Raw genomic sequence first — 19,121 nt, 5'->3', positions numbered from 1 at the left:
ATGATCAGGTTGATAGGTTCGAGGTGGAAGCATGGTGACATGTGGAGCTGACGAATACTAATAGATCGAGGACTTAACCATATAATATGAAGCAAATGTTATCTAGTTTTGAAGGAATATACCTTCATAGTTTGGTGATGATGGCAGAGAGGTCACACCCGTTCCCATACCGAACACGGAAGTTAAGCTCTCTAGCGCCGATGGTAGTTGGGACCTTGTCCCTGTGAGAGTAGGACGTCGCCAAGCAAAAACCTAAGTCGTTTCGACTTAGGTTTTTTTGTGTTTATTTTTATTTACCGAAGGTTAGAATCTGTAAATTTAATAATCCTAAAGACGAAAAAAGAATGAAATAGAGACTATTTAAAATAATGGCAATGATTTTTTGTGCTCCTAATTTTCCAAATTCCCCTAAAATAATCCCTAAGATAGGAAACATTATTTCTATCATATATGATAATAGCATAGTTATTTTTTCACGGTTATCCTCCTTATAAATAAAATCACCACCATATAAATTATATTGATTTGTAGACACAACAGTATATATGAACAGACAACAGTATATATGAACAGACAACAGTATATATGAACAGTTATGTATAAAATAGATCTCTAGAAATATATATTCTAATTCCCTTTTCTTCTTGTATATAGTTGCAATTCTTCTTTTGAATATAACTAAAACACGAACGTTATCGATGACTAATAAAAAAACATTCGATTATTTATTGACATTGTTTATGAAATATTGTTAATATAGCCATAGAAACAATAATATATAAGACCTCATATAATCGCGGGGATATGGCCTGCAAGTCTCTACCTAACGACCGTTATTCGTTAGACTATGAGGGAAAGTCACTCGGTATTTTTCTATTCACAAGGGATACGTATGCCTGAGTAGAGCGCTTTCTCTCATAGTAAAAGAGAAACTGTTCTATTTCAGGCTTTTTTTATTTGAATCGGGGGGATTCTAATATGAAATCACTAGTTGGAGTCATAATGGGAAGCACGTCAGACTGGGAAACAATGAAATATGCTTGTGACATTTTAGATGAATTAAATATACCGTATGAGAAAAAAGTTGTATCCGCTCATCGGACTCCGGATTATATGTTTGAATATGCAGAAACAGCTCGTGAACGTGGATTAAAAGTTATTATTGCTGGAGCCGGTGGAGCAGCGCATTTACCAGGAATGGTTGCAGCGAAGACAAATCTTCCTGTAATCGGTGTCCCAGTTCAATCAAAAGCGTTAAACGGTCTAGATTCATTATTATCCATTGTCCAAATGCCAGGAGGGGTTCCAGTTGCAACTGTTGCAATTGGTAAGGCTGGTTCAACGAATGCTGGATTACTTGCTGCACAAATACTTGGATCATTTCATGATGATATACATGATGCATTGGAGTTGAGACGAGAAGCTATTGAGAAAACTGTGCGTGAAGGTAGTGAGCTAGTATGACGAGAATCATTTTACCTGGAAAAACAATCGGCATTATTGGAGGCGGCCAGCTTGGAAGAATGATGGCGTTGGCAGCTAAGGAAATGGGTTATAAAATTGCTGTTTTAGATCCTACAAAGCATTCACCATGTGCACAAGTTGCTGATGTTGAAGTCGTTGCACCATATGACGATCTAAAAGCAATTCAGCATTTAGCAGAGATAAGCGACGTTGTCACATATGAATTTGAGAATATTGATTATAGATGTTTACAATGGCTTGAAAAACATGCTTACTTACCACAAGGTAGTCAGTTGTTAAATAAAACGCAAAATCGTTTTACAGAAAAGAATGCAATTGAGAAAGCTGGGTTACCAGTAGCAATGTATAGATTAGTTCAAAATCAAAATCAGCTTACTGAAGCGATTGCTGAATTATCATTTCCTTCGGTCTTAAAAACGACGACAGGTGGATATGATGGGAAAGGGCAAGTTGTTTTAAGAAGTGAAACTGATGTTGAGAAGGCACGAGAGCTTGCGGATGAAGCAGAGTGCATTCTAGAAAAATGGGTGCCTTTTGAAAAAGAAGTATCAGTTATTGTAATTCGTAGTGTAAGTGGTGAAACGAAAGTATTTCCGGTAGCGGAAAATATTCATGTAAATAACATTTTACATGAATCTATCGTTCCAGCTCGCATTACAGAAGAACTTTCTCAAAAAGCAATTGCTTACGCAAAGGTACTTGCGGATGAACTAGAACTTGTGGGAACACTAGCGGTAGAGATGTTTGCTACAGCTGACGGTGAGATTTACATTAATGAATTAGCACCAAGACCTCACAATTCAGGACACTATACACAGGATGCATGTGAAACGAGTCAATTTGGTCAACATATTCGAGCAATCTGTAATTTACCTCTTGGAGAAACAAATTTGTTAAAACCAGTTGTCATGGTAAACATTTTAGGCGAACATATAGAAGGGGTCCTAGGACAAGTGAATAGACTAACCGGGTGCTATTTACACTTGTATGGAAAAGAAGAAGCAAAAGCGCAGCGAAAAATGGGGCATGTTAATATTTTAAATGATAATATTGAAGTCGCTCTAGAAAAAGCGAAGAGTTTGCATATTTGGGACCATCAAGAACAACTGTTGGAGGGAAAAAGATGATTAATCGTTATACACGCCCTGAAATGGGTGCAATTTGGACGGAAGAAAACAAATTTAAGGCATGGTTAGAAGTTGAGATTTTAGCTTGTGAAGCATGGGCAGAGCTTGGCGACATTCCAAAAGAAGATGTTAAAAAAATTCGTGAACATGCATCATTTGATATTGATCGTATTTATGAAATTGAAAAAGAAACACGTCATGACGTAGTTGCTTTCACTCGTGCTGTATCAGAAACACCAACATTAGGCGAGGAACGTAAATGGGTTCATTACGGTTTAACATCTACAGACGTAGTAGATACAGCGTTATCTTATATCTTAAAACAAGCAAATGAAATCTTGTTAAAAGACTTAGAAAACTTTGTTAGCATTTTAGCTAATAAAGCGAAAGAGCATAAATACACGATCATGATGGGAAGAACACATGGTGTACATGCAGAGCCAACAACATTTGGTTTAAAACTTGGTCTTTGGTATGAAGAAATGAAACGTAACGTAGAGCGTTTCAAACAAGCTGCTGATACAGTTCGCGTTGGTAAATTATCTGGTGCGGTTGGTACATATGCAAATATTGATCCATTCGTAGAAAAGTATGTTTGTGAAAACTTAGGATTAGAAGCAGCACCAATTTCAACACAAACATTGCAACGTGATCGTCATGCACATTACATGTCAACACTTGCACTAATCGCAACATCTGTTGAAAAGATGGCAGTTGAGATTCGTGGTTTACAAAAGAGTGAAACACGTGAAGTTGAAGAGGCTTTCGCAAAAGGTCAAAAAGGTTCTTCTGCAATGCCGCATAAACGTAATCCAATTGGATCTGAAAATATGACTGGTTTAGCTCGTGTTATCCGCGGTTATATGATGACAGCTTACGAGAATGTTCCGTTATGGCATGAGCGTGATATCTCTCACTCTTCTGCAGAACGCGTAATTTTACCAGATGCTACAATCGCGTTAAATTACATGTTAAATCGCTTTGGTAATATCGTTAAAAACTTAACTGTATTCCCAGAGAATATGAAACGCAATATGACAAGAACATACGGCTTAATTTACTCTCAGCGCGTAATGCTTACACTAATTGACAAAGGTCTGGTACGTGAAGAAGCTTATGATATCGTACAGCCTAAAGCAATGGAAGCTTGGGAAACACAAGTACAATTTAAAGAGCTTGTAGAAGCTGACGAGCGTATTACAAGTAAGTTAACGCAAGAAGAAATTAACGAATGTTTCAATTATGAACATCATATGCAACACGTTGATACAATCTTTGAACGCCTTGGATTAAACGAAGCGTAAAATTTCATATGGCACAGAATAGAGTCATTCTGTGCCATTCTTTATAAAAACATTATTCACATTTTTCAAACTACAGGGGGCTTGCGAAATGCAAAAGCTAGAATTGCTGTATGAAGGTAAGGCAAAAAGAATTTATCGTACAGAAGCAGCAGATATGGTTTGGGTAGAGTACAAAGATAGTGCGACTGCTTTCAATGGGGAGAAAAAAGCGACAATTACAGGAAAAGGTCGTTTGAACAATGAGATTACAACTTTATTGTTCAGAAAGTTACAAGAAGTTGGAATTAAAACACACTTTGTGGAGAAGTTATCTGATACAGAACAACTTGTCAAAAAGGTGAGTATTATTCCATTAGAAGTTGTCACAAGAAACGTAATTGCAGGTAGTCTTTCAAAAAGACTAGGAATGGAAGAAGGAACTGCTCTTACAACACCAATCGTAGAATTTTACTACAAAGATGATGATTTAGGAGATCCACTTGTAACGGAAGATCATATTCGTTTGTTAAATGTTGCAACACCAGAGCAAGTAAGCGTATTACGAGATGCAGCTCTACAAATCAATCAAGTGATGATTGAGCATTTCGCAAGCTGTCGTGTAAGATTAGTAGATTTTAAATTAGAGTTTGGCGTAACAGAAGAAGGGGAAATCATATTAGCAGATGAAATTTCACCAGATACTTGCCGTTTATGGGATGAAACGAGCAACGAAAAATTTGATAAAGATGTATTCCGTCGTGATCTTGGGAATTTAACAGAAGCATATGAAGAAATTTTAAAACGTTTAGGGGGAGCTTCACATGTATAAAGTTAAGGTATATGTAACGTTAAGAGAAAGTGTATTAGATCCACAAGGAACTGCGGTAAAGGGAGCACTTCATAGTCTTTCATTTACAGAAGTACAAGACGTTCGAATCGGAAAATATATGGAATTAACAATTGATAAATCAGTATCTGATCTGGATAGCAAGGTAAAAGAAATGTGTGAAAAATTATTAGCAAACGTTGTAATGGAAGACTTCCGTTATGAAGTTGAGGAGGTTGTCGCACAGTGAAATTTGCAGTCATAGTATTTCCAGGTTCGAACTGTGATGTCGATATGTTCCATGCAATTAAAGATGAGCTTGGTGAAGAAGTAGATTACGTTTGGCACGATAGAGAGAATTTAGATGAATATGATGCAATTTTACTACCAGGTGGATTCTCTTACGGTGACTATTTACGATGCGGGGCTATTTCTCGCTTTGCTAACGCAATGAAAGCAGTGCAAAAAGCTGCTGAGCAAGGAAAGCCGATTTTAGGAGTGTGTAATGGATTCCAGATTCTTGTTGAATCAGGATTACTACCAGGAGCATTAATGAGAAACGAAAACTTAAAGTTTATGTGCCGTACTGTTCAGTTACGTGTTGAAAATAATGAAACGATGTTTACATCACAATATGAAAAAGATGAAGTAATTAACATTCCAATTGCACATGGCGAAGGAAATTACTATTGTGATGAAGCGACTCTTAAACAATTAGAAGAGAATAATCAAATCGCATTCCGTTACGTAGAAAATCCGAATGGAAGCGTTTCAGATATTGCAGGTATTGTAAATGAAAAAGGAAATGTTCTTGGTATGATGCCACACCCAGAGCGTGCTGTAGATGAATTACTTGGCGGTGCTGAAGGGTTAAAAGTCTTTCAATCTATCTTAAAACAGTGGAGGGAAACATATGTCGTTAATGCTTGAGCCAAATCCAACACAAATTAAAGAAGAGCGTATATATGCGGAAATGGGGCTAACAGACGAAGAGTTTGCCATGGTTGAAAAGATTTTAGGCCGTTTGCCGAATTATCCAGAAACGGGACTATTTTCTGTTATGTGGTCTGAACATTGTAGTTATAAAAATTCAAAGCCAGTTCTTCGTAAGTTTCCAACGACAGGTGAGCGTGTTTTACAAGGACCTGGAGAAGGCGCTGGAATTGTAGATATCGGTGATAACCAAGCGGTGGTATTTAAAATGGAAAGTCATAACCATCCTTCTGCAATTGAGCCATATCAAGGGGCAGCAACAGGTGTCGGTGGTATTATTCGCGATGTATTCTCTATGGGCGCACGTCCGGTAGCTCTATTAAACTCACTTCGTTTCGGTGAATTACAATCACCACGTGTGAAATATTTATTCGAAGAAGTAGTAGCAGGAATCGCAGGATACGGTAACTGCATCGGTATTCCTACTGTTGGTGGAGAAGTACAGTTTGATCCATGCTATGAAGGAAATCCACTTGTAAATGCAATGTGTGTAGGCCTAATTAATCATGAAGATATTAAAAAAGGGCAAGCGCATGGTGCTGGTAATACAGTAATGTACGTAGGAGCATCAACTGGTCGTGATGGTATTCACGGTGCAACGTTCGCATCTGAAGAGCTATCTGAAAGCTCAGAAGCGAAGCGTCCGGCAGTTCAAGTAGGGGATCCATTTATGGAGAAACTTCTTATTGAAGCATGTTTAGAACTTATTCAGTCTGATGCACTTGTTGGAATTCAAGATATGGGAGCTGCTGGTTTAACATCATCTTCTGCAGAAATGGCAAGTAAAGCAGGTATGGGTATTGAAATGTACTTAGATGATGTACCACAGCGTGAAACTGGAATGACTCCATATGAAATGATGTTATCTGAATCACAAGAACGTATGTTAATCGTTGTGAAAAAAGGTAGAGAGCAAGAAATAGTAGATTTATTTGAAAAATATGGTCTTGCAGCAGTTAAGATGGGGAAAGTAACTGAAGATAAAATGCTTCGTCTATTCCATAAAGACGAAATGGTAGCTGAAGTACCGGCGGATGCTCTTGCAGAAGAAGCACCAATTTATCATAAACCGTCAAAAGAAGCAGCATACTTTGCTGAGTTCCAGCAGATGAAAATGGAAACACCAAAAGTAGAAGATTATAAAGCAACGTTATTATCTTTATTACAACAACCAACGATTGCAAGTAAAGAGTGGGTATATGATCAATATGATTATCAAGTGCGCACTAGCACAATCGTTACACCAGGTTCAGATGCAGCGGTTATACGTGTACGCGGCACAGAAAAAGGATTAGCAATGACGACAGATTGTAACTCTCGCTACATTTATTTAGATCCAGAAGTGGGCGGTAAAATTGCAGTAGCAGAGGCAGCACGTAATATCGTATGTTCTGGCGGGGAGCCACTTGCAATTACAGATTGCTTAAACTTCGGTAACCCAGAAAAACCAGAAATCTTCTGGCAAATTGAGAAATCAGTAGACGGTATGAGTGAAGCTTGCCGCAAGTTACAAACGCCAGTTATCGGCGGGAATGTATCAATGTATAACGAGCGTAGTGGTGAAGCTGTATATCCAACACCAACTGTTGGGATGGTTGGACTTGTACACGATTTAAAACACGTAACAACACAAGAATTTAAACAAGCTGGCGATTTAGTTTATGTAATTGGAGAGACGAAAGCTGAGTTTGGTGGAAGTGAATTACAGAAAATGATCTACGGAAAAATTTTCGGTCAATCACCAAGCATCGATCTAGATGTAGAATTAAAACGCCAAAAGCAAGTACTAGCAGCAATTCAAGCTGGCCTTGTTCAATCTGCACATGATGTTGCAGAAGGTGGTTTAGCAGTTGCAATTACTGAAAGTGCAATTGGTGCTAACGGTTTAGGTGCTACTGTGAAATTAGATGGGGAAGCAACAACAGTATTATTTGCAGAATCACAATCGCGCTTCGTTATAACTGTAAAACGTGAAAATAAAGAAGCATTTGAGAAAGCGGTTGAAGCAATTCAAGTTGGAGAAGTGACAAATACAAATGAAGTAACAATTCATAATGAAGAAAATGAAGTATTACTTACAGCAAATGTAGATGAAATGAGAAAGGCTTGGAAAGGGGCAATCCCATGCTTACTGAAATAAAGGGGTTAAATGAAGAATGTGGCGTTTTCGGAATTTGGGGGCATGAAAATGCAGCACAAGTTTCGTACTACGGATTGCACAGTTTGCAGCACCGTGGGCAAGAAGGCGCAGGCATTGTTGTAAATAATGGAGAAAAAATCATCGGTCACAAGGGGTTAGGTTTAATATCAGAAGTGTTTTCAAGAGGTGAGCTAGAGGGATTAAACGGGAAATCAGCAATTGGACACGTACGATATGCAACAGCTGGTGGAAGTGAAGTTGCTAACGTTCAACCATTGTTATTCCGTTTTTCCGATCATAGCATGGCGTTAGCTCATAACGGAAATTTAATTAACGCAAAAATGCTTCGTCGTGAATTAGAGGCAGAGGGAAGTATTTTTCAAACAAGTTCAGATACAGAAGTACTTTTACACCTTATTAAGCGTAGTACAAAAGATTCTTTAATTGATAGTGTAAAAGAGGCTCTAAATAAAGTGAAAGGTGCGTTTGCATATCTTTTACTAACTGGAAATGAAATGATCGTTGCGCTAGATCCAAATGGATTCCGTCCTCTTTCAATCGGAAAGATGGGGGATGCTTACGTTGTAGCATCGGAAACATGTGCTTTCGATGTAGTTGGTGCAACATACATTCGTGATGTAGAACCTGGTGAATTGCTTATTATCAATGATGAAGGAATTCACGTAGATCGTTTTACAAATGAAGTAGACCATGCGATTTGCAGTATGGAATACATTTACTTTGCACGTCCAGATTCTAATATCGCTGGTATTAATGTTCATGCAGCTCGTAAAAATATGGGGAAACGTTTAGCGGCGGAAGCTCCTATTGAAGCTGATGTTGTTACTGGTGTACCAGACTCTAGTATTTCAGCAGCAATTGGTTATGCGGAGGCGACAGGAATTCCGTATGAGTTAGGGTTAATTAAAAATCGTTACGTTGGACGTACGTTTATTCAACCTTCTCAAGAACTGCGTGAGCAAGGGGTTAAGATGAAGCTTTCAGCAGTAAGAGGCGTAGTTGAAGGAAAACGAGTTGTTATGATTGACGATTCTATCGTAAGAGGAACGACAAGTAAACGAATTGTTCGTATGCTTCGCGAGGCTGGAGCGACAGAAGTCCATGTAAGAATTGCTTCACCACCTCTTAAGTATCCATGCTTCTATGGCATTGATATTCAAACGAGAAAAGAATTAATCGCAGCAAATAATTCAATAGAAGAAATCCGTCAAATCATCGGAGCAGATTCACTAACATTTTTAAGTGAAGATGGATTAGTAGATGCAATTGGACGCCCATATGAAGGGAAATACGGTGGTCTATGTATGGCTTACTTCAATGGAGACTATCCAACAGCTCTTTATGATTATGAGCAAGAGCTTTTAGAAAGTATGAAATAAGAAGAAAAAAGCTTCTACTTCTTTTGATGTAGAAGCTAGCTTCTTTCTTAAAACGGCCGCCCTGGATGGGGAGAAATTAAAAGACGAGGTGTAAAAAACGATGGCGAATGCATATAAGCAAGCAGGAGTAGATATTGAAGCTGGATATGAAGCGGTATCTCGCATGAAAAAACACGTACAAACAACAATGAGAAAAGAAGTGCTAGGCGGTTTAGGCGGTTTTGGAGGTATGTTTGATCTATCAAAATTTGCATTAGAAGAACCTGTATTAGTATCTGGAACAGATGGCGTGGGAACGAAATTGATGCTCGCTTTTATGGCAGATAAACATGACACAATTGGTATTGATGCAGTAGCAATGTGTGTAAATGATATTGTTGTCCAAGGAGCAGAGCCGCTTTTCTTCCTTGATTATATTGCTTGTGGTAAAGCTGAACCTAGTAAAATTGAAAACATCGTCAAAGGTATATCAGAGGGCTGTCGCCAAGCTGGTTGTGCATTAATTGGTGGAGAAACAGCTGAAATGCCAGGAATGTATTCTACGGAAGAATACGATTTAGCTGGTTTTACAGTTGGAATTGTTGATAAAAAGAAAATTGTAACAGGTGAAAAAATTGAAGCTGGTCACGTATTAATTGGCTTAGCATCTAGCGGTATTCATAGTAACGGTTATTCTTTAGTAAGAAAAGTGCTACTAGAAGATGGAGAACTATCTTTAAATCGTATTTACGGACGCTTAGAACTACCTCTTGGTGAAGAATTATTAAAACCAACGAAAATTTATGTCAAACCTATTTTAGAACTATTGAAGAAACATGAAGTATACGGTATGGCACATATTACAGGTGGTGGATTCATTGAAAATATTCCACGTATGTTGCCAGAAGGAATCGGTGCGGAAATTGAATTAGGATCTTGGCAAGTTCAACCGATTTTTAGTTTACTTCAAGAGGTTGGAAAACTAGAAGAGAAAGAAATGTTCAATATTTTTAACATGGGTATTGGTATGGTAGTAGCAGTAAAGGAAGAAGAGGCAAAAGATATTGTTCGTCTTCTTGAGGAACAAGGCGAGAAAGCTCGTATTATTGGACACACTGTACAAGGGTCTGGTGTTACCTTTATTGAGGGAACAGAAGTATGAGTAGATTAGCAGTTTTTGCTTCTGGGAGAGGCTCTAACTTTCAATCTCTCATTAATGCGGTAGAAGACAAAATATTGGATGCAGATATTAGTTTATTAGTATGTGATAAACCAGAGGCACGCGCTATTGGACGGGCACATTATCACCATATTCCGTGTTTTTCCTTTTCAGCGAAAGCATATGAGTCAAAAGAAGCATTTGAAAAAGAGATATTAAAAAAGCTAGAAGAGTATGAAATTGATTATGTTATTTTAGCTGGATATATGCGTTTAATTGGAACGACTTTACTAGAAGTGTACGGCGGGAAAATTATTAATATTCATCCATCACTACTACCGAGTTTTCCAGGGAAAGATGCTGTTGGTCAAGCGTTAGAAGCGGGTGTGAAAGTAACCGGAGTAACGATTCACTATGTAGATGCAGGTATGGATACAGGTCCAATTATTGCGCAAGAAGCAGTAGTTGTTTCTGAAGGGGATACGAGAGAAAGCTTACAAAAGAAAATTCAACAAGTTGAACATAAATTATACGTAAATACAGTGAATCAAATTGTTCAGTCTGTGAAAAAACCAACTGTTAACTAACATACAACCAGGGGTGAAGGATAAATGAAAAAGCGTGCATTAGTAAGTGTTTCAGATAAAACAGGAGTAGTAGAATTTGTTAAAGGTTTACTTGAACAAGGGATTGAAGTTATTTCAACAGGTGGTACGAAAAAATTATTAGAAGAAAACGGCTTGCAAGTAATTGGTATTTCTGAAGTAACTGGTTTTCCAGAAATTATGGATGGTCGTGTAAAAACATTACATCCAAATATTCATGGTGGTCTATTAGCAGTTCGTGATAATGAAATGCATGTAGCGCAAATGAATGAATTAGGTATTCAACCAATTGACTTTGTTGTTGTTAACTTATACCCATTTAAAGAAACAATCGCTAAGCCTGATGTAACATTTGCTGATGCAATTGAAAATATTGATATCGGTGGCCCAACAATGATTCGCTCTGCTGCGAAAAATCATAAATTTGTATCGGTAATTGTAGATCCAGTAGATTATGATGTTGTATTAGCAGAACTGAAAGAGAACGGTGAAGTAATAGAGGAAACGAAACGTAAATTAGCAGCGAAAGTATTCCGTCATACAGCGGCATATGATGCGTTAATTTCTAACTACTTAACAAAGCAAATGGGCGAAGAAAGTCCTGAAACAGTAACGGTGACATTTGAGAAAAAACAAGATTTACGCTATGGCGAAAATCCACATCAAAAAGCGACATTCTATAAAGCGCCATTCGCAGCAACTTCTTCTGTTGCATACGCAGAACAATTACACGGTAAAGAATTATCTTATAACAATATCAACGATGCGGATGCAGCACTTAGCATCGTGAAAGAATTTACAGAACCAGCAGTAGTAGCGGTAAAACATATGAATCCATGTGGTGTTGGAGTAGGAACTGATATTCACGAAGCATACACACGTGCTTATGAAGCGGATCCAGTATCAATCTTCGGCGGTATTATTGCAGCAAATCGTGAAATTGATAAAGCTACAGCAGAAAAGTTACACGAAATTTTCTTAGAAATTGTTATCGCTCCTTCGTTCTCGCAAGAAGCTTTAGAAGTGTTGCAAAGTAAGAAAAACTTACGCTTACTAACTGTAAATATTGAAAAAGCGACAAGTGCAAGTAAAAAACTAACTTCTGTACAAGGTGGTCTTCTTGTTCAAGAAGAAGATACGTTATCATTAGATGAGGACGCAATTTCAATTCCAACGAAACGTGAACCATCAGAACAAGAATGGAAAGATTTAAAACTAGCTTGGAAAGTTGTAAAACATGTGAAATCAAATGCAATTGTTTTAGCGAATGATAGCATGACAGTTGGTGTAGGCGCGGGACAGATGAACCGTGTAGGTTCTGCAAAAATCGCAATTACACAAGCTGGCGAAAAAGCACAGGGTAGCGCACTTGCATCTGATGCTTTCTTCCCAATGCCAGATACAGTAGAAGAAGCAGCAAAAGCTGGAATTACAGCAATCATCCAACCAGGCGGATCGATTCGTGATGAAGATTCTATTAAAATGGCAGATGCGTATGGGATTACGATGGTGTTCACTGGCGTACGTCATTTCAAACATTAATAGAGGATGTTTAAAAAGTCCGGTCAAGATAACTGTCGCATGTCGTCGTTGCAATGCCAGTGCGGTACTCATGTAGGAAAGCTACACTCCGTGTCCTCCTGGCAAATGCGCCTCGACCTACTCGGTTCTCTTGATCCTCCCTTTTAAACTGTTATTGTTAGGGATGTTTAAAAAGTCCGGTCAAGATAACTGTCGCATGTCGTCGTTGCAATGCCAGTGCGGTACTCATGTAGGAAAGCTACACTCTGTGTCCTCCTGGCAAATGCGCCTCGACCTGCTCGGTTCTCTTGATCCTCCTTTTTAAACTTTTATTGATATGAAAACAAACTAGGAGCATAGCTTCTAGTTTGTACTTATTTAATTATTGGGGGATGAAATATGAATGTTTTAGTAATTGGCCGTGGTGGACGTGAGCATGCTTTAGCTTGGAAGTTTGCGCAATCTGAAAAGGTAGAAAAAGTATATGTAGCGCCAGGTAATGAAGGTATGCGAGATGTTGCAACACCAGTTGATATTGATGAAAATGATTTTGATGCATTAGTCTTATTTGCAAAAGAGAAGAATGTTGAATTAACTTTCGTTGGACCAGAGATTCCACTTATGAACGGAATCGTGGATCGTTTTAAGGAAGAGGGACTTCGTGTATTTGGTCCTAATAAAGCGGCTGCTGTTATTGAAGGTAGTAAAGCTTTTACAAAAGAATTGATGAAAAAGTATGATATCCCAACTGCGGCATATGAAACTTTTACAGACTATGAAGAGGCAGTAAAGTACATTCAAAAAGTTGGTGCGCCGATTGTAATTAAGGCAGATGGATTAGCTGCTGGTAAAGGTGTAACGGTAGCAATGACGCTTGAAGATGCATTGCAAGCTGTGAAAGAAATGCTACAAGATGTGAAATTCGGCGCAGCAAGCAAGAAGGTCGTTATTGAAGAGTTTTTAGATGGACAAGAATTTTCATTAATGGCATTTGTAAATGGAACAACTGTACATCCGATGGTAATTGCTCAAGATCATAAACGAGCTTTTGACGGCGATAAAGGTCCTAATACAGGCGGAATGGGCGCATATTCTCCAGTACCACAAATTCCGGAGTCAGCGGTTCAAGAAGCGATTCAAACAGTATTACATCCAACTGCTAAAGCGATGATCCAAGAAAATCGTTCGTTTACAGGAATTTTATATGCGGGGCTTATTTTAACGAATGATGGTCCAAAGGTAATTGAGTTCAATGCACGCTTTGGTGATCCTGAAACGGAAGTTGTATTACCACGCTTAGAAAATGATTTAGTTGATGTATGTAACGCTGTATTAGATGAAAGTGAATTAACGTTACAATGGTCAAAGGAAGCAGTTATTGGTGTCGTACTTGCTTCGAAAGGATATCCAGAAGCATATAAAAAAGGTGAAATTATTAACGGATTAGATGCACTGCAAGATGTGATTGTTTTCCATGCGGGTACAGCGATGAAACATGGTGACTTTGTAACAAATGGTGGCCGTGTATTATTTGTTGCTTGTAAGGCGAATAGTTTACAAGAAGCGAAAGATAAGGTCTATAAAGAAATCGGTAAAATTGAGAGTGATGGTTTATTTTACCGAAGTGATATAGGATATCGTGCAATTGGTCATGAGATGACGAGAAGCTAATGTATAAAAAATCCCGCTGATTTCTCAGCGGGATTTTTATGCATCTTTATCTTTTTTCAATTTCCCTTTTTGCTTTGCCATTTCTCGAAGTAAATACTCGATGTGTGCATTGACGCTACGAAACTCATCATTCGCCCATTTTTCGATGACTGCGTGTAATTCAGGATCAATACGTAATGGAAAGCTTTTCTTTTTGGCCATAATCATTTACAACCTTTAATATAGGCTTCCTGTATTAATAACTGGTTGCGCACCTTTATCTGAAACGATGGCAACTAATAAGTTGTTTACCATATTTGCTTTACGCTCGTCATCTAAATCAAGTACGCCTTCTTCATCTAGCATGAGGATTGAATCTTTAGCCATTTTCACAGCACCTTCAACAATCTCTTTTCGAGCAGCTAATACCGCTTTTGCTTGTTGACGTTGAAGCATTGCATGGGCAATTTCTGTTGCGTAAGCTAAATGTGTTAAACGAGTTTCTAATACTTCTACGCCAGCGATTTCAAGTCGTGCTTCTAACTCACGCTTTAATTCTTCAGAGATTTCTTCAGTATTTCCTCGTAACGTGACGCAAGTTTCATCTTGGAAATTATCATAAGGATATTTTGTAGCAACGTGGCGGATTGCTGTTTCACTTTGAATTTCTACGAATCGATCATAATGCTCAACACCGAAAATTGCTTTTGCGGAATCAACAACTTTATATACGATAACGGCTGCAATTTCAATTGGATTTCCCTCAACATCGTTTACTTTTAATTTCTTACTGTTAAAGTTTTCAACACGTAAAGATACAGTTTGACGAAACGCGAATGGAATTGTTAAAAATAAACCATTTTGACGAATTGTTCCTAAATAACTACCGAAGAACGTAATAACTTTCGCTTGATTCGGTTGAACGATACCGATACCTGTAGCTAAAACAGATGCTAATATGAGAGCTAAAATAGCTATTACAAACATTTCTTGTACAAGGCAAAATACACCGATAGCGGCTAAAACTAAAATTCCAATAACGCCGAGAAATCCATTAACATAAAATACTTGTTTTTCTTTCATATGATCGCCTCCTTGATATAAAAATGATATCACTTTTATATCATTACATGCAAGAGGGTTACACCTAATTTTCTGAATTTTATTGTTTGATATCTTTTATGTACGTTTTAAGGGTGAAAAACGAGAATGTACGTTCTGTTTCATGGTAAAATAAAGAAGACTTAGCTGCCCACTGCAGCAGCTAAGTCCCTTTGAGAGCATCTTGCATCGTGACAAATGATTCAAAGCGGTTTTGCCAGGATTAATTCTTCAATCGCTGACTCAATCTCTTTGTCAGAAGTGTCATAACTTCCATCTGACTTTGACTTTGGCTTGTCATGACTGGAAGCTGAATTAACTTCTTCTTTATTATGTCCTTTTTCAGTGAAATTCATGCTAGGCATTTTAAATGCGCTCATATTCATATATTTTCCAAACTTACAGGCTTCAACAATAGGGCAGAAACGAACGATTCCCTCCGCAATTTTCATGGCACCAATCCATAGCAAAACTTTAGACCAAGTGCACCAAGGTTTACGTACGAGTTTAGCTGTACTACAACCGAAGAGGATGAGTCCGAGTGTAATTCGAATTAGAGCACTAATTGTGCCGATGTTTTGCTTCATTAGAAAAACACTCCTTTTTAATTAACTTCGAAATAGAAAATACTATTTCATTTGTTAGTATTCCGTATAAGTTTTTTGATATGTAATCCAACATTTGACGTTGAAAAAGATGTTGGATTGGGCGTGTGTGTAGGTAGCTTTTTTTGTTATAATGAAAGAATGCGTAAAAGGAAGTTCAAAAAGTCCGGTAAAGATAGCTGTCGCATTTCATCGTTGCATACGCCAGTCCGGTAAAGATATAGCAAGGAATGTAAAAAATCTTGATAAAAATTAACTGTTATTTTGAACAGAAATTATATAACTAGAGAAAAGAAAGGGTGTTTTCATGTACGATATTTCCAAATGGAAACATGTGTTTAAGCTTGATCCAAATAAGGAGTTAAGTGACGAACATTTAGAAATGATTTGTGAATCTGGAACGGATGCTGTTATTGTAGGCGGAAGTGATGGAGTGACAATTGATAACGTATTACACATGCTAGTTAGCATTCGTAGATATGCAGTTCCTTGTGTGCTAGAGGTTTCTGATGTGGAGGCAATTACACCAGGATTTGATTTTTATTATATCCCAAGCGTTTTAAATAGCCGAAAAGTAGAATGGGTAACAGGTGTTCATCATGAGGCATTGAAAGAATTTGGGGATATTATGGACTGGGACGAAATTTTCATGGAAGGGTATTGTGTTTTAAACCCTGAAGCGAAAGTAGCCCAGCTTACAGATGCAAAATGTGATTTAACAGAAGATGATGTTATTGCATATGCACGTTTAGCAGACAAGTTATTACATTTACCTATATTCTATTTAGAATATAGCGGGACGTATGGAGATATTGAGCTTGTTAAAAATGTAAAAGCAGAATTGAAACAAGCTAAGCTATATTATGGCGGTGGTATTTCTAATGCAGAACAAGCGAAAGAAATGGCACAGTATGCTGATACAGTAGTTGTTGGAAATATTATTTATGATGATATAAAATCGGCATTAAAAACAGTTAAAGCAGTAAAAGGAGAGTAGGTGCAGGCACATATGAGTACGACAGATAAGTTATTAAATGGTTTAAATCCGCAGCAACAAAAAGCAGTACAAACAACAAATGGAGCACTTCTATTAATGGCAGGCGCAGGTAGTGGGAAAACACGTGTGTTAACACACCGTATTGCATATTTACTTGGTGAAAAAGGTGTGGCGCCATGGAATGTACTAGCAATTACCTTTACAAATAAAGCTGCTCGTGAAATGCGTGAGCGTATTGATAAACTTGTTGGACCAGAAGCAGAAGATATTTGGATTTCTACGTTCCACTCTATGTGCGTACGTATTTTACGACGTGATATTGACCGCATTGGTATTAATCGTAACTTTACAATCTTAGATTCAGGTGATCAGTTAACTGTAGTAAAAAAAATTATGAAGGAGCGCAATATTGACCCGAAGAAGTTTGAGCCGCGCTCTATTTTAGCGGGTATTAGCAATGCGAAAAATGAACTGTTATCTGCAGATAAATATGCAAAAAAAATTACAACCGCTGATCCATATGAAAAATTAACGAGCGATGTATATACAGAATATCAAAAACGTCTTTTGAAAAATAACTCATTAGACTTTGATGATTTAATTATGACGACGATTCAGTTATTTGAACGTGTTCCAGAAGTACTAGAGTTTTATCAGCGTAAATTCCAATATATTCACGTTGATGAGTATCAAGATACGAACAAAGCTCAGTACCTTCTTGTTAAACATTTGGCATCACGTTTTAAAAACCTTTGTGTTGTTGGTGATTCGGATCAGTCTATTTACCGCTGGCGCGGGGCTGACATTTCTAACATTTTGTCATTCGAAAAAGACTATGAGAATGCGCAAGTTATCTTGTTAGAACAAAATTATCGTTCATCACAAAATATTTTAAATGCAGCTAATGCTGTAATTGAAAAAAATTCAAACCGTAAACCGAAGAAATTATGGACAGACAATCAAATTGGAAGCAAAATCTCGTATTATCGTGCTGCAACTGAAAAGGACGAAGCGTATTTTGTTGCGAAAAAAATTCGTGATGATATTCAAATGGGGAACCGAAAATATACTGATTTTGCAGTGTTATATCGTACAAATGCCCAGTCTCGTATGGTCGAGGAGATCTTCCTGAAATCTAATATCCCTTACAAAATCGTCGGAGGTACTAAGTTCTACGACCGTAAAGAGATTAAAGATATTTTGGCGTACTTACGTTTAATTGGGAATCCAGATGATGAGATTAGTTTTGCACGTATTATAAACATGCCAAAGCGCGGGATTGGTGCGACTTCTATCGATAAAATTATTAATTATGGTGTGCAAAACGGAATCTCATTAACTGCTGTATTTGATGAGATTGAGCATGTTGGTGTAAGTGCAAAAATAACAAAAGCAGTAAAAGAATTCGCAAGTTTATTACACAACTGGGTAAATATGCAAGAGTATTTATCTGTTACAGAATTAGTAGAAGAAGTTATTGAGAAGACAGGCTATCGCGATATGTTGAAAAATGAGCGTTCTTTAGAAGCAGAAGGTCGTTTAGAAAACTTAGACGAGTTTTTATCTGTTACACAAACATTTGAATCCCAAAGCGAAGATAAGAGCCTTGTTGCATTCTTAACAGACTTAGCTCTTGTTGCGGATATTGATCGTGTAGATGAAGATCCAACTGCTGGTGAAGAAGTTATTTTAATGACGATGCACTCAGCAAAAGGATTAGAGTTCCCAGTTGTCTTTATTGTTGGCTTAGAGGAAGGGATATTCCCGCATACTCGTTCTCTTATGGAAGAGGATGAAATGCAAGAAGAGCGTCGTCTTGCCTATGTAGGTATTACTCGTGCAGAAGAAGAGCTATACTTATCCAATGCTCAAATGCGTACTTTATTTGGTAGAACAAGTATGAATGCAGCATCTCGATTTATTACAGAAATTCCGACAGAATTAGTAGAACCATTAAACGAAACAACACCGAAGCGTGAAACTTCGTTTGGTGCAAAAGGAAGAACGACAAGCACAACTACAACACGTTCTCGTTCAGCTTTCGCGCGTCCGGCTGTTAAGACGACAGGTGGCGAGCAAATTGGCTGGGGAATAGGCGATAAAGCTGCTCACCAGAAGTGGGGAGTCGGTACAGTTGTAAGTGTAAAGGGTGAAGGAGATTCAAAAGAATTAGATATTGCGTTCCCAAGCCCAATTGGTATTAAACGTTTATTAGCAAAATTTGCACCTGTGACGAAACAATAGGAAAGG

At 37.8% G+C, this 19,121-nt stretch carries 18 protein-coding genes, 1 rRNA gene and 1 riboswitch; of the genes, 15 read left to right on the top strand and 4 right to left on the bottom strand.

Going from position 1 to position 19,121, the window contains the following annotated elements:
* Positions 1 to 130 precede the first annotated feature (130 nt).
* A 5S ribosomal RNA gene (gene rrf / locus ABH960_RS17305) occupies positions 131 to 246 on the top strand.
* Between the two features lie 43 nt (positions 247 to 289).
* Here rrf and ABH960_RS17300 read toward each other — a convergent pair.
* On the bottom strand, positions 290 to 448 hold the full coding sequence (locus tag ABH960_RS17300) for a hypothetical protein (RefSeq protein WP_404447008.1): 159 nt from the start codon (positions 446 to 448) through the stop codon (positions 290 to 292).
* Positions 449 to 766: 318 nt separating this feature from the next.
* Positions 767 to 868, top strand: a riboswitch (purine riboswitch).
* A gap of 110 nt (positions 869 to 978) precedes the next feature.
* Between ABH960_RS17300 and purE the strand changes: the two genes are divergently transcribed.
* The 12 genes from purE to purD all read left to right on the top strand — a co-directional run bounded on the left by purE (position 979) and on the right by purD (position 14,189).
* Positions 979 to 1,464, top strand: a complete 486-nt coding sequence (gene purE / locus ABH960_RS17295) for a 5-(carboxyamino)imidazole ribonucleotide mutase (protein WP_002010008.1) — start codon at positions 979 to 981, stop codon at positions 1,462 to 1,464.
* The gene (gene purK, locus ABH960_RS17290) at positions 1,461 to 2,612 is read left to right on the top strand and encodes a 5-(carboxyamino)imidazole ribonucleotide synthase (RefSeq protein WP_219300564.1); all 1,152 of its coding nucleotides are present in this window, start codon (positions 1,461 to 1,463) and stop codon (positions 2,610 to 2,612) included. The genes purE and purK overlap by 4 nt, the downstream gene beginning before the upstream one ends.
* The gene (purB, locus tag ABH960_RS17285; RefSeq protein WP_002091361.1) at positions 2,609 to 3,916 is read left to right on the top strand and encodes an adenylosuccinate lyase; all 1,308 of its coding nucleotides are present in this window, start codon (positions 2,609 to 2,611) and stop codon (positions 3,914 to 3,916) included. Before purK ends, purB begins: the two co-directional genes overlap by 4 nt.
* Positions 3,917 to 4,004: 88 nt before the next feature.
* Positions 4,005 to 4,724 (top strand): phosphoribosylaminoimidazolesuccinocarboxamide synthase, encoded by a 720-nt coding sequence (gene purC, locus ABH960_RS17280; RefSeq protein ID WP_002029482.1) that lies wholly within the window; start codon positions 4,005 to 4,007, stop codon positions 4,722 to 4,724.
* Positions 4,717 to 4,971, top strand: a complete 255-nt coding sequence (purS, locus tag ABH960_RS17275) for a phosphoribosylformylglycinamidine synthase subunit PurS (protein ID WP_000278823.1) — start codon at positions 4,717 to 4,719, stop codon at positions 4,969 to 4,971. The genes purC and purS overlap by 8 nt, the downstream gene beginning before the upstream one ends.
* On the top strand, positions 4,968 to 5,651 hold the full coding sequence (gene purQ / locus ABH960_RS17270; RefSeq protein ID WP_000666771.1) for a phosphoribosylformylglycinamidine synthase subunit PurQ: 684 nt from the start codon (positions 4,968 to 4,970) through the stop codon (positions 5,649 to 5,651). Before purS ends, purQ begins: the two co-directional genes overlap by 4 nt.
* The gene (gene purL / locus ABH960_RS17265) at positions 5,635 to 7,854 is read left to right on the top strand and encodes a phosphoribosylformylglycinamidine synthase II (RefSeq protein WP_404446994.1); all 2,220 of its coding nucleotides are present in this window, start codon (positions 5,635 to 5,637) and stop codon (positions 7,852 to 7,854) included. The genes purQ and purL overlap by 17 nt, the downstream gene beginning before the upstream one ends.
* Positions 7,839 to 9,254, top strand: a complete 1,416-nt coding sequence (gene purF, locus ABH960_RS17260; RefSeq protein WP_002091359.1) for an amidophosphoribosyltransferase — start codon at positions 7,839 to 7,841, stop codon at positions 9,252 to 9,254. The genes purL and purF overlap by 16 nt, the downstream gene beginning before the upstream one ends.
* Before the next feature lie 100 nt (positions 9,255 to 9,354).
* On the top strand, positions 9,355 to 10,395 hold the full coding sequence (gene purM / locus ABH960_RS17255; protein WP_002091358.1) for a phosphoribosylformylglycinamidine cyclo-ligase: 1,041 nt from the start codon (positions 9,355 to 9,357) through the stop codon (positions 10,393 to 10,395).
* A complete protein-coding gene (gene purN / locus ABH960_RS17250) occupies positions 10,392 to 10,979 on the top strand; it encodes a phosphoribosylglycinamide formyltransferase (RefSeq protein ID WP_404446991.1) in 588 nt (195 codons plus the stop codon). The genes purM and purN overlap by 4 nt, the downstream gene beginning before the upstream one ends.
* Before the next feature lie 24 nt (positions 10,980 to 11,003).
* The gene (gene purH / locus ABH960_RS17245; protein WP_404446988.1) at positions 11,004 to 12,539 is read left to right on the top strand and encodes a bifunctional phosphoribosylaminoimidazolecarboxamide formyltransferase/IMP cyclohydrolase; all 1,536 of its coding nucleotides are present in this window, start codon (positions 11,004 to 11,006) and stop codon (positions 12,537 to 12,539) included.
* Positions 12,540 to 12,917: 378 nt separating this feature from the next.
* A complete protein-coding gene (gene purD / locus ABH960_RS17240) occupies positions 12,918 to 14,189 on the top strand; it encodes a phosphoribosylamine--glycine ligase (protein ID WP_242310906.1) in 1,272 nt (423 codons plus the stop codon).
* A 36-nt stretch (positions 14,190 to 14,225) separates the two neighbouring features.
* Here purD and ABH960_RS17235 read toward each other — a convergent pair whose 3' ends face one another.
* From ABH960_RS17235 to ABH960_RS17225, 3 genes are all read right to left on the bottom strand, one after another.
* On the bottom strand, positions 14,226 to 14,390 hold the full coding sequence (locus ABH960_RS17235; RefSeq protein ID WP_001085171.1) for a type II toxin-antitoxin system antitoxin: 165 nt from the start codon (positions 14,388 to 14,390) through the stop codon (positions 14,226 to 14,228).
* 15 nt (positions 14,391 to 14,405) lie between these two features.
* Complete coding sequence (locus ABH960_RS17230) at positions 14,406 to 15,251, bottom strand: SPFH domain-containing protein (RefSeq protein WP_404446982.1); 846 nt, start codon at positions 15,249 to 15,251, stop codon at positions 14,406 to 14,408.
* A gap of 221 nt (positions 15,252 to 15,472) precedes the next feature.
* Complete coding sequence (locus ABH960_RS17225) at positions 15,473 to 15,856, bottom strand: YgaP family membrane protein (protein WP_002124877.1); 384 nt, start codon at positions 15,854 to 15,856, stop codon at positions 15,473 to 15,475.
* A gap of 325 nt (positions 15,857 to 16,181) precedes the next feature.
* On the opposite strand from ABH960_RS17225, the gene pcrB reads away from it, so the two are divergent.
* Together pcrB and pcrA are read left to right on the top strand one after the other, a co-directional pair.
* A complete protein-coding gene (gene pcrB, locus ABH960_RS17220) occupies positions 16,182 to 16,871 on the top strand; it encodes a heptaprenylglyceryl phosphate synthase (protein WP_113735433.1) in 690 nt (229 codons plus the stop codon).
* Between the two features lie 12 nt (positions 16,872 to 16,883).
* The gene (gene pcrA / locus ABH960_RS17215; RefSeq protein WP_404446978.1) at positions 16,884 to 19,115 is read left to right on the top strand and encodes a DNA helicase PcrA; all 2,232 of its coding nucleotides are present in this window, start codon (positions 16,884 to 16,886) and stop codon (positions 19,113 to 19,115) included.
* The last annotated feature ends 6 nt before the right edge of the window (positions 19,116 to 19,121 follow it).

It is taken from the genome of Bacillus sp. RC252 (assembly GCF_044909215.1).
Taxonomy (GTDB): domain Bacteria; phylum Bacillota; class Bacilli; order Bacillales; family Bacillaceae_G; genus Bacillus_A; species Bacillus_A mycoides.
Note: the sequence above shows the minus strand (reverse complement) of the source record. Positions and strands in the feature narration are given on the sequence as shown.

Coding starts and splice junctions, on each gene's coding strand:
- ABH960_RS17300 (WP_404447008.1), bottom strand. CDS start 448: ATGATAGAAATAATGTTTCCTATCTTAGGGATTATTTTAGGGGAATTT.
- purE (WP_002010008.1), top strand. CDS start 979: ATGAAATCACTAGTTGGAGTCATAATGGGAAGCACGTCAGACTGGGAA.
- purK (WP_219300564.1), top strand. CDS start 1,461: ATGACGAGAATCATTTTACCTGGAAAAACAATCGGCATTATTGGAGGC.
- purB (WP_002091361.1), top strand. CDS start 2,609: ATGATTAATCGTTATACACGCCCTGAAATGGGTGCAATTTGGACGGAA.
- purC (WP_002029482.1), top strand. CDS start 4,005: ATGCAAAAGCTAGAATTGCTGTATGAAGGTAAGGCAAAAAGAATTTAT.
- purS (WP_000278823.1), top strand. CDS start 4,717: ATGTATAAAGTTAAGGTATATGTAACGTTAAGAGAAAGTGTATTAGAT.
- purL (WP_404446994.1), top strand. CDS start 5,635: ATGTCGTTAATGCTTGAGCCAAATCCAACACAAATTAAAGAAGAGCGT.
- purF (WP_002091359.1), top strand. CDS start 7,839: ATGCTTACTGAAATAAAGGGGTTAAATGAAGAATGTGGCGTTTTCGGA.
- purM (WP_002091358.1), top strand. CDS start 9,355: ATGGCGAATGCATATAAGCAAGCAGGAGTAGATATTGAAGCTGGATAT.
- purN (WP_404446991.1), top strand. CDS start 10,392: ATGAGTAGATTAGCAGTTTTTGCTTCTGGGAGAGGCTCTAACTTTCAA.
- purH (WP_404446988.1), top strand. CDS start 11,004: ATGAAAAAGCGTGCATTAGTAAGTGTTTCAGATAAAACAGGAGTAGTA.
- purD (WP_242310906.1), top strand. CDS start 12,918: ATGAATGTTTTAGTAATTGGCCGTGGTGGACGTGAGCATGCTTTAGCT.
- ABH960_RS17235 (WP_001085171.1), bottom strand. CDS start 14,390: ATGGCCAAAAAGAAAAGCTTTCCATTACGTATTGATCCTGAATTACAC.
- ABH960_RS17230 (WP_404446982.1), bottom strand. CDS start 15,251: ATGAAAGAAAAACAAGTATTTTATGTTAATGGATTTCTCGGCGTTATT.
- ABH960_RS17225 (WP_002124877.1), bottom strand. CDS start 15,856: ATGAAGCAAAACATCGGCACAATTAGTGCTCTAATTCGAATTACACTC.
- pcrB (WP_113735433.1), top strand. CDS start 16,182: ATGTACGATATTTCCAAATGGAAACATGTGTTTAAGCTTGATCCAAAT.
- pcrA (WP_404446978.1), top strand. CDS start 16,884: ATGAGTACGACAGATAAGTTATTAAATGGTTTAAATCCGCAGCAACAA.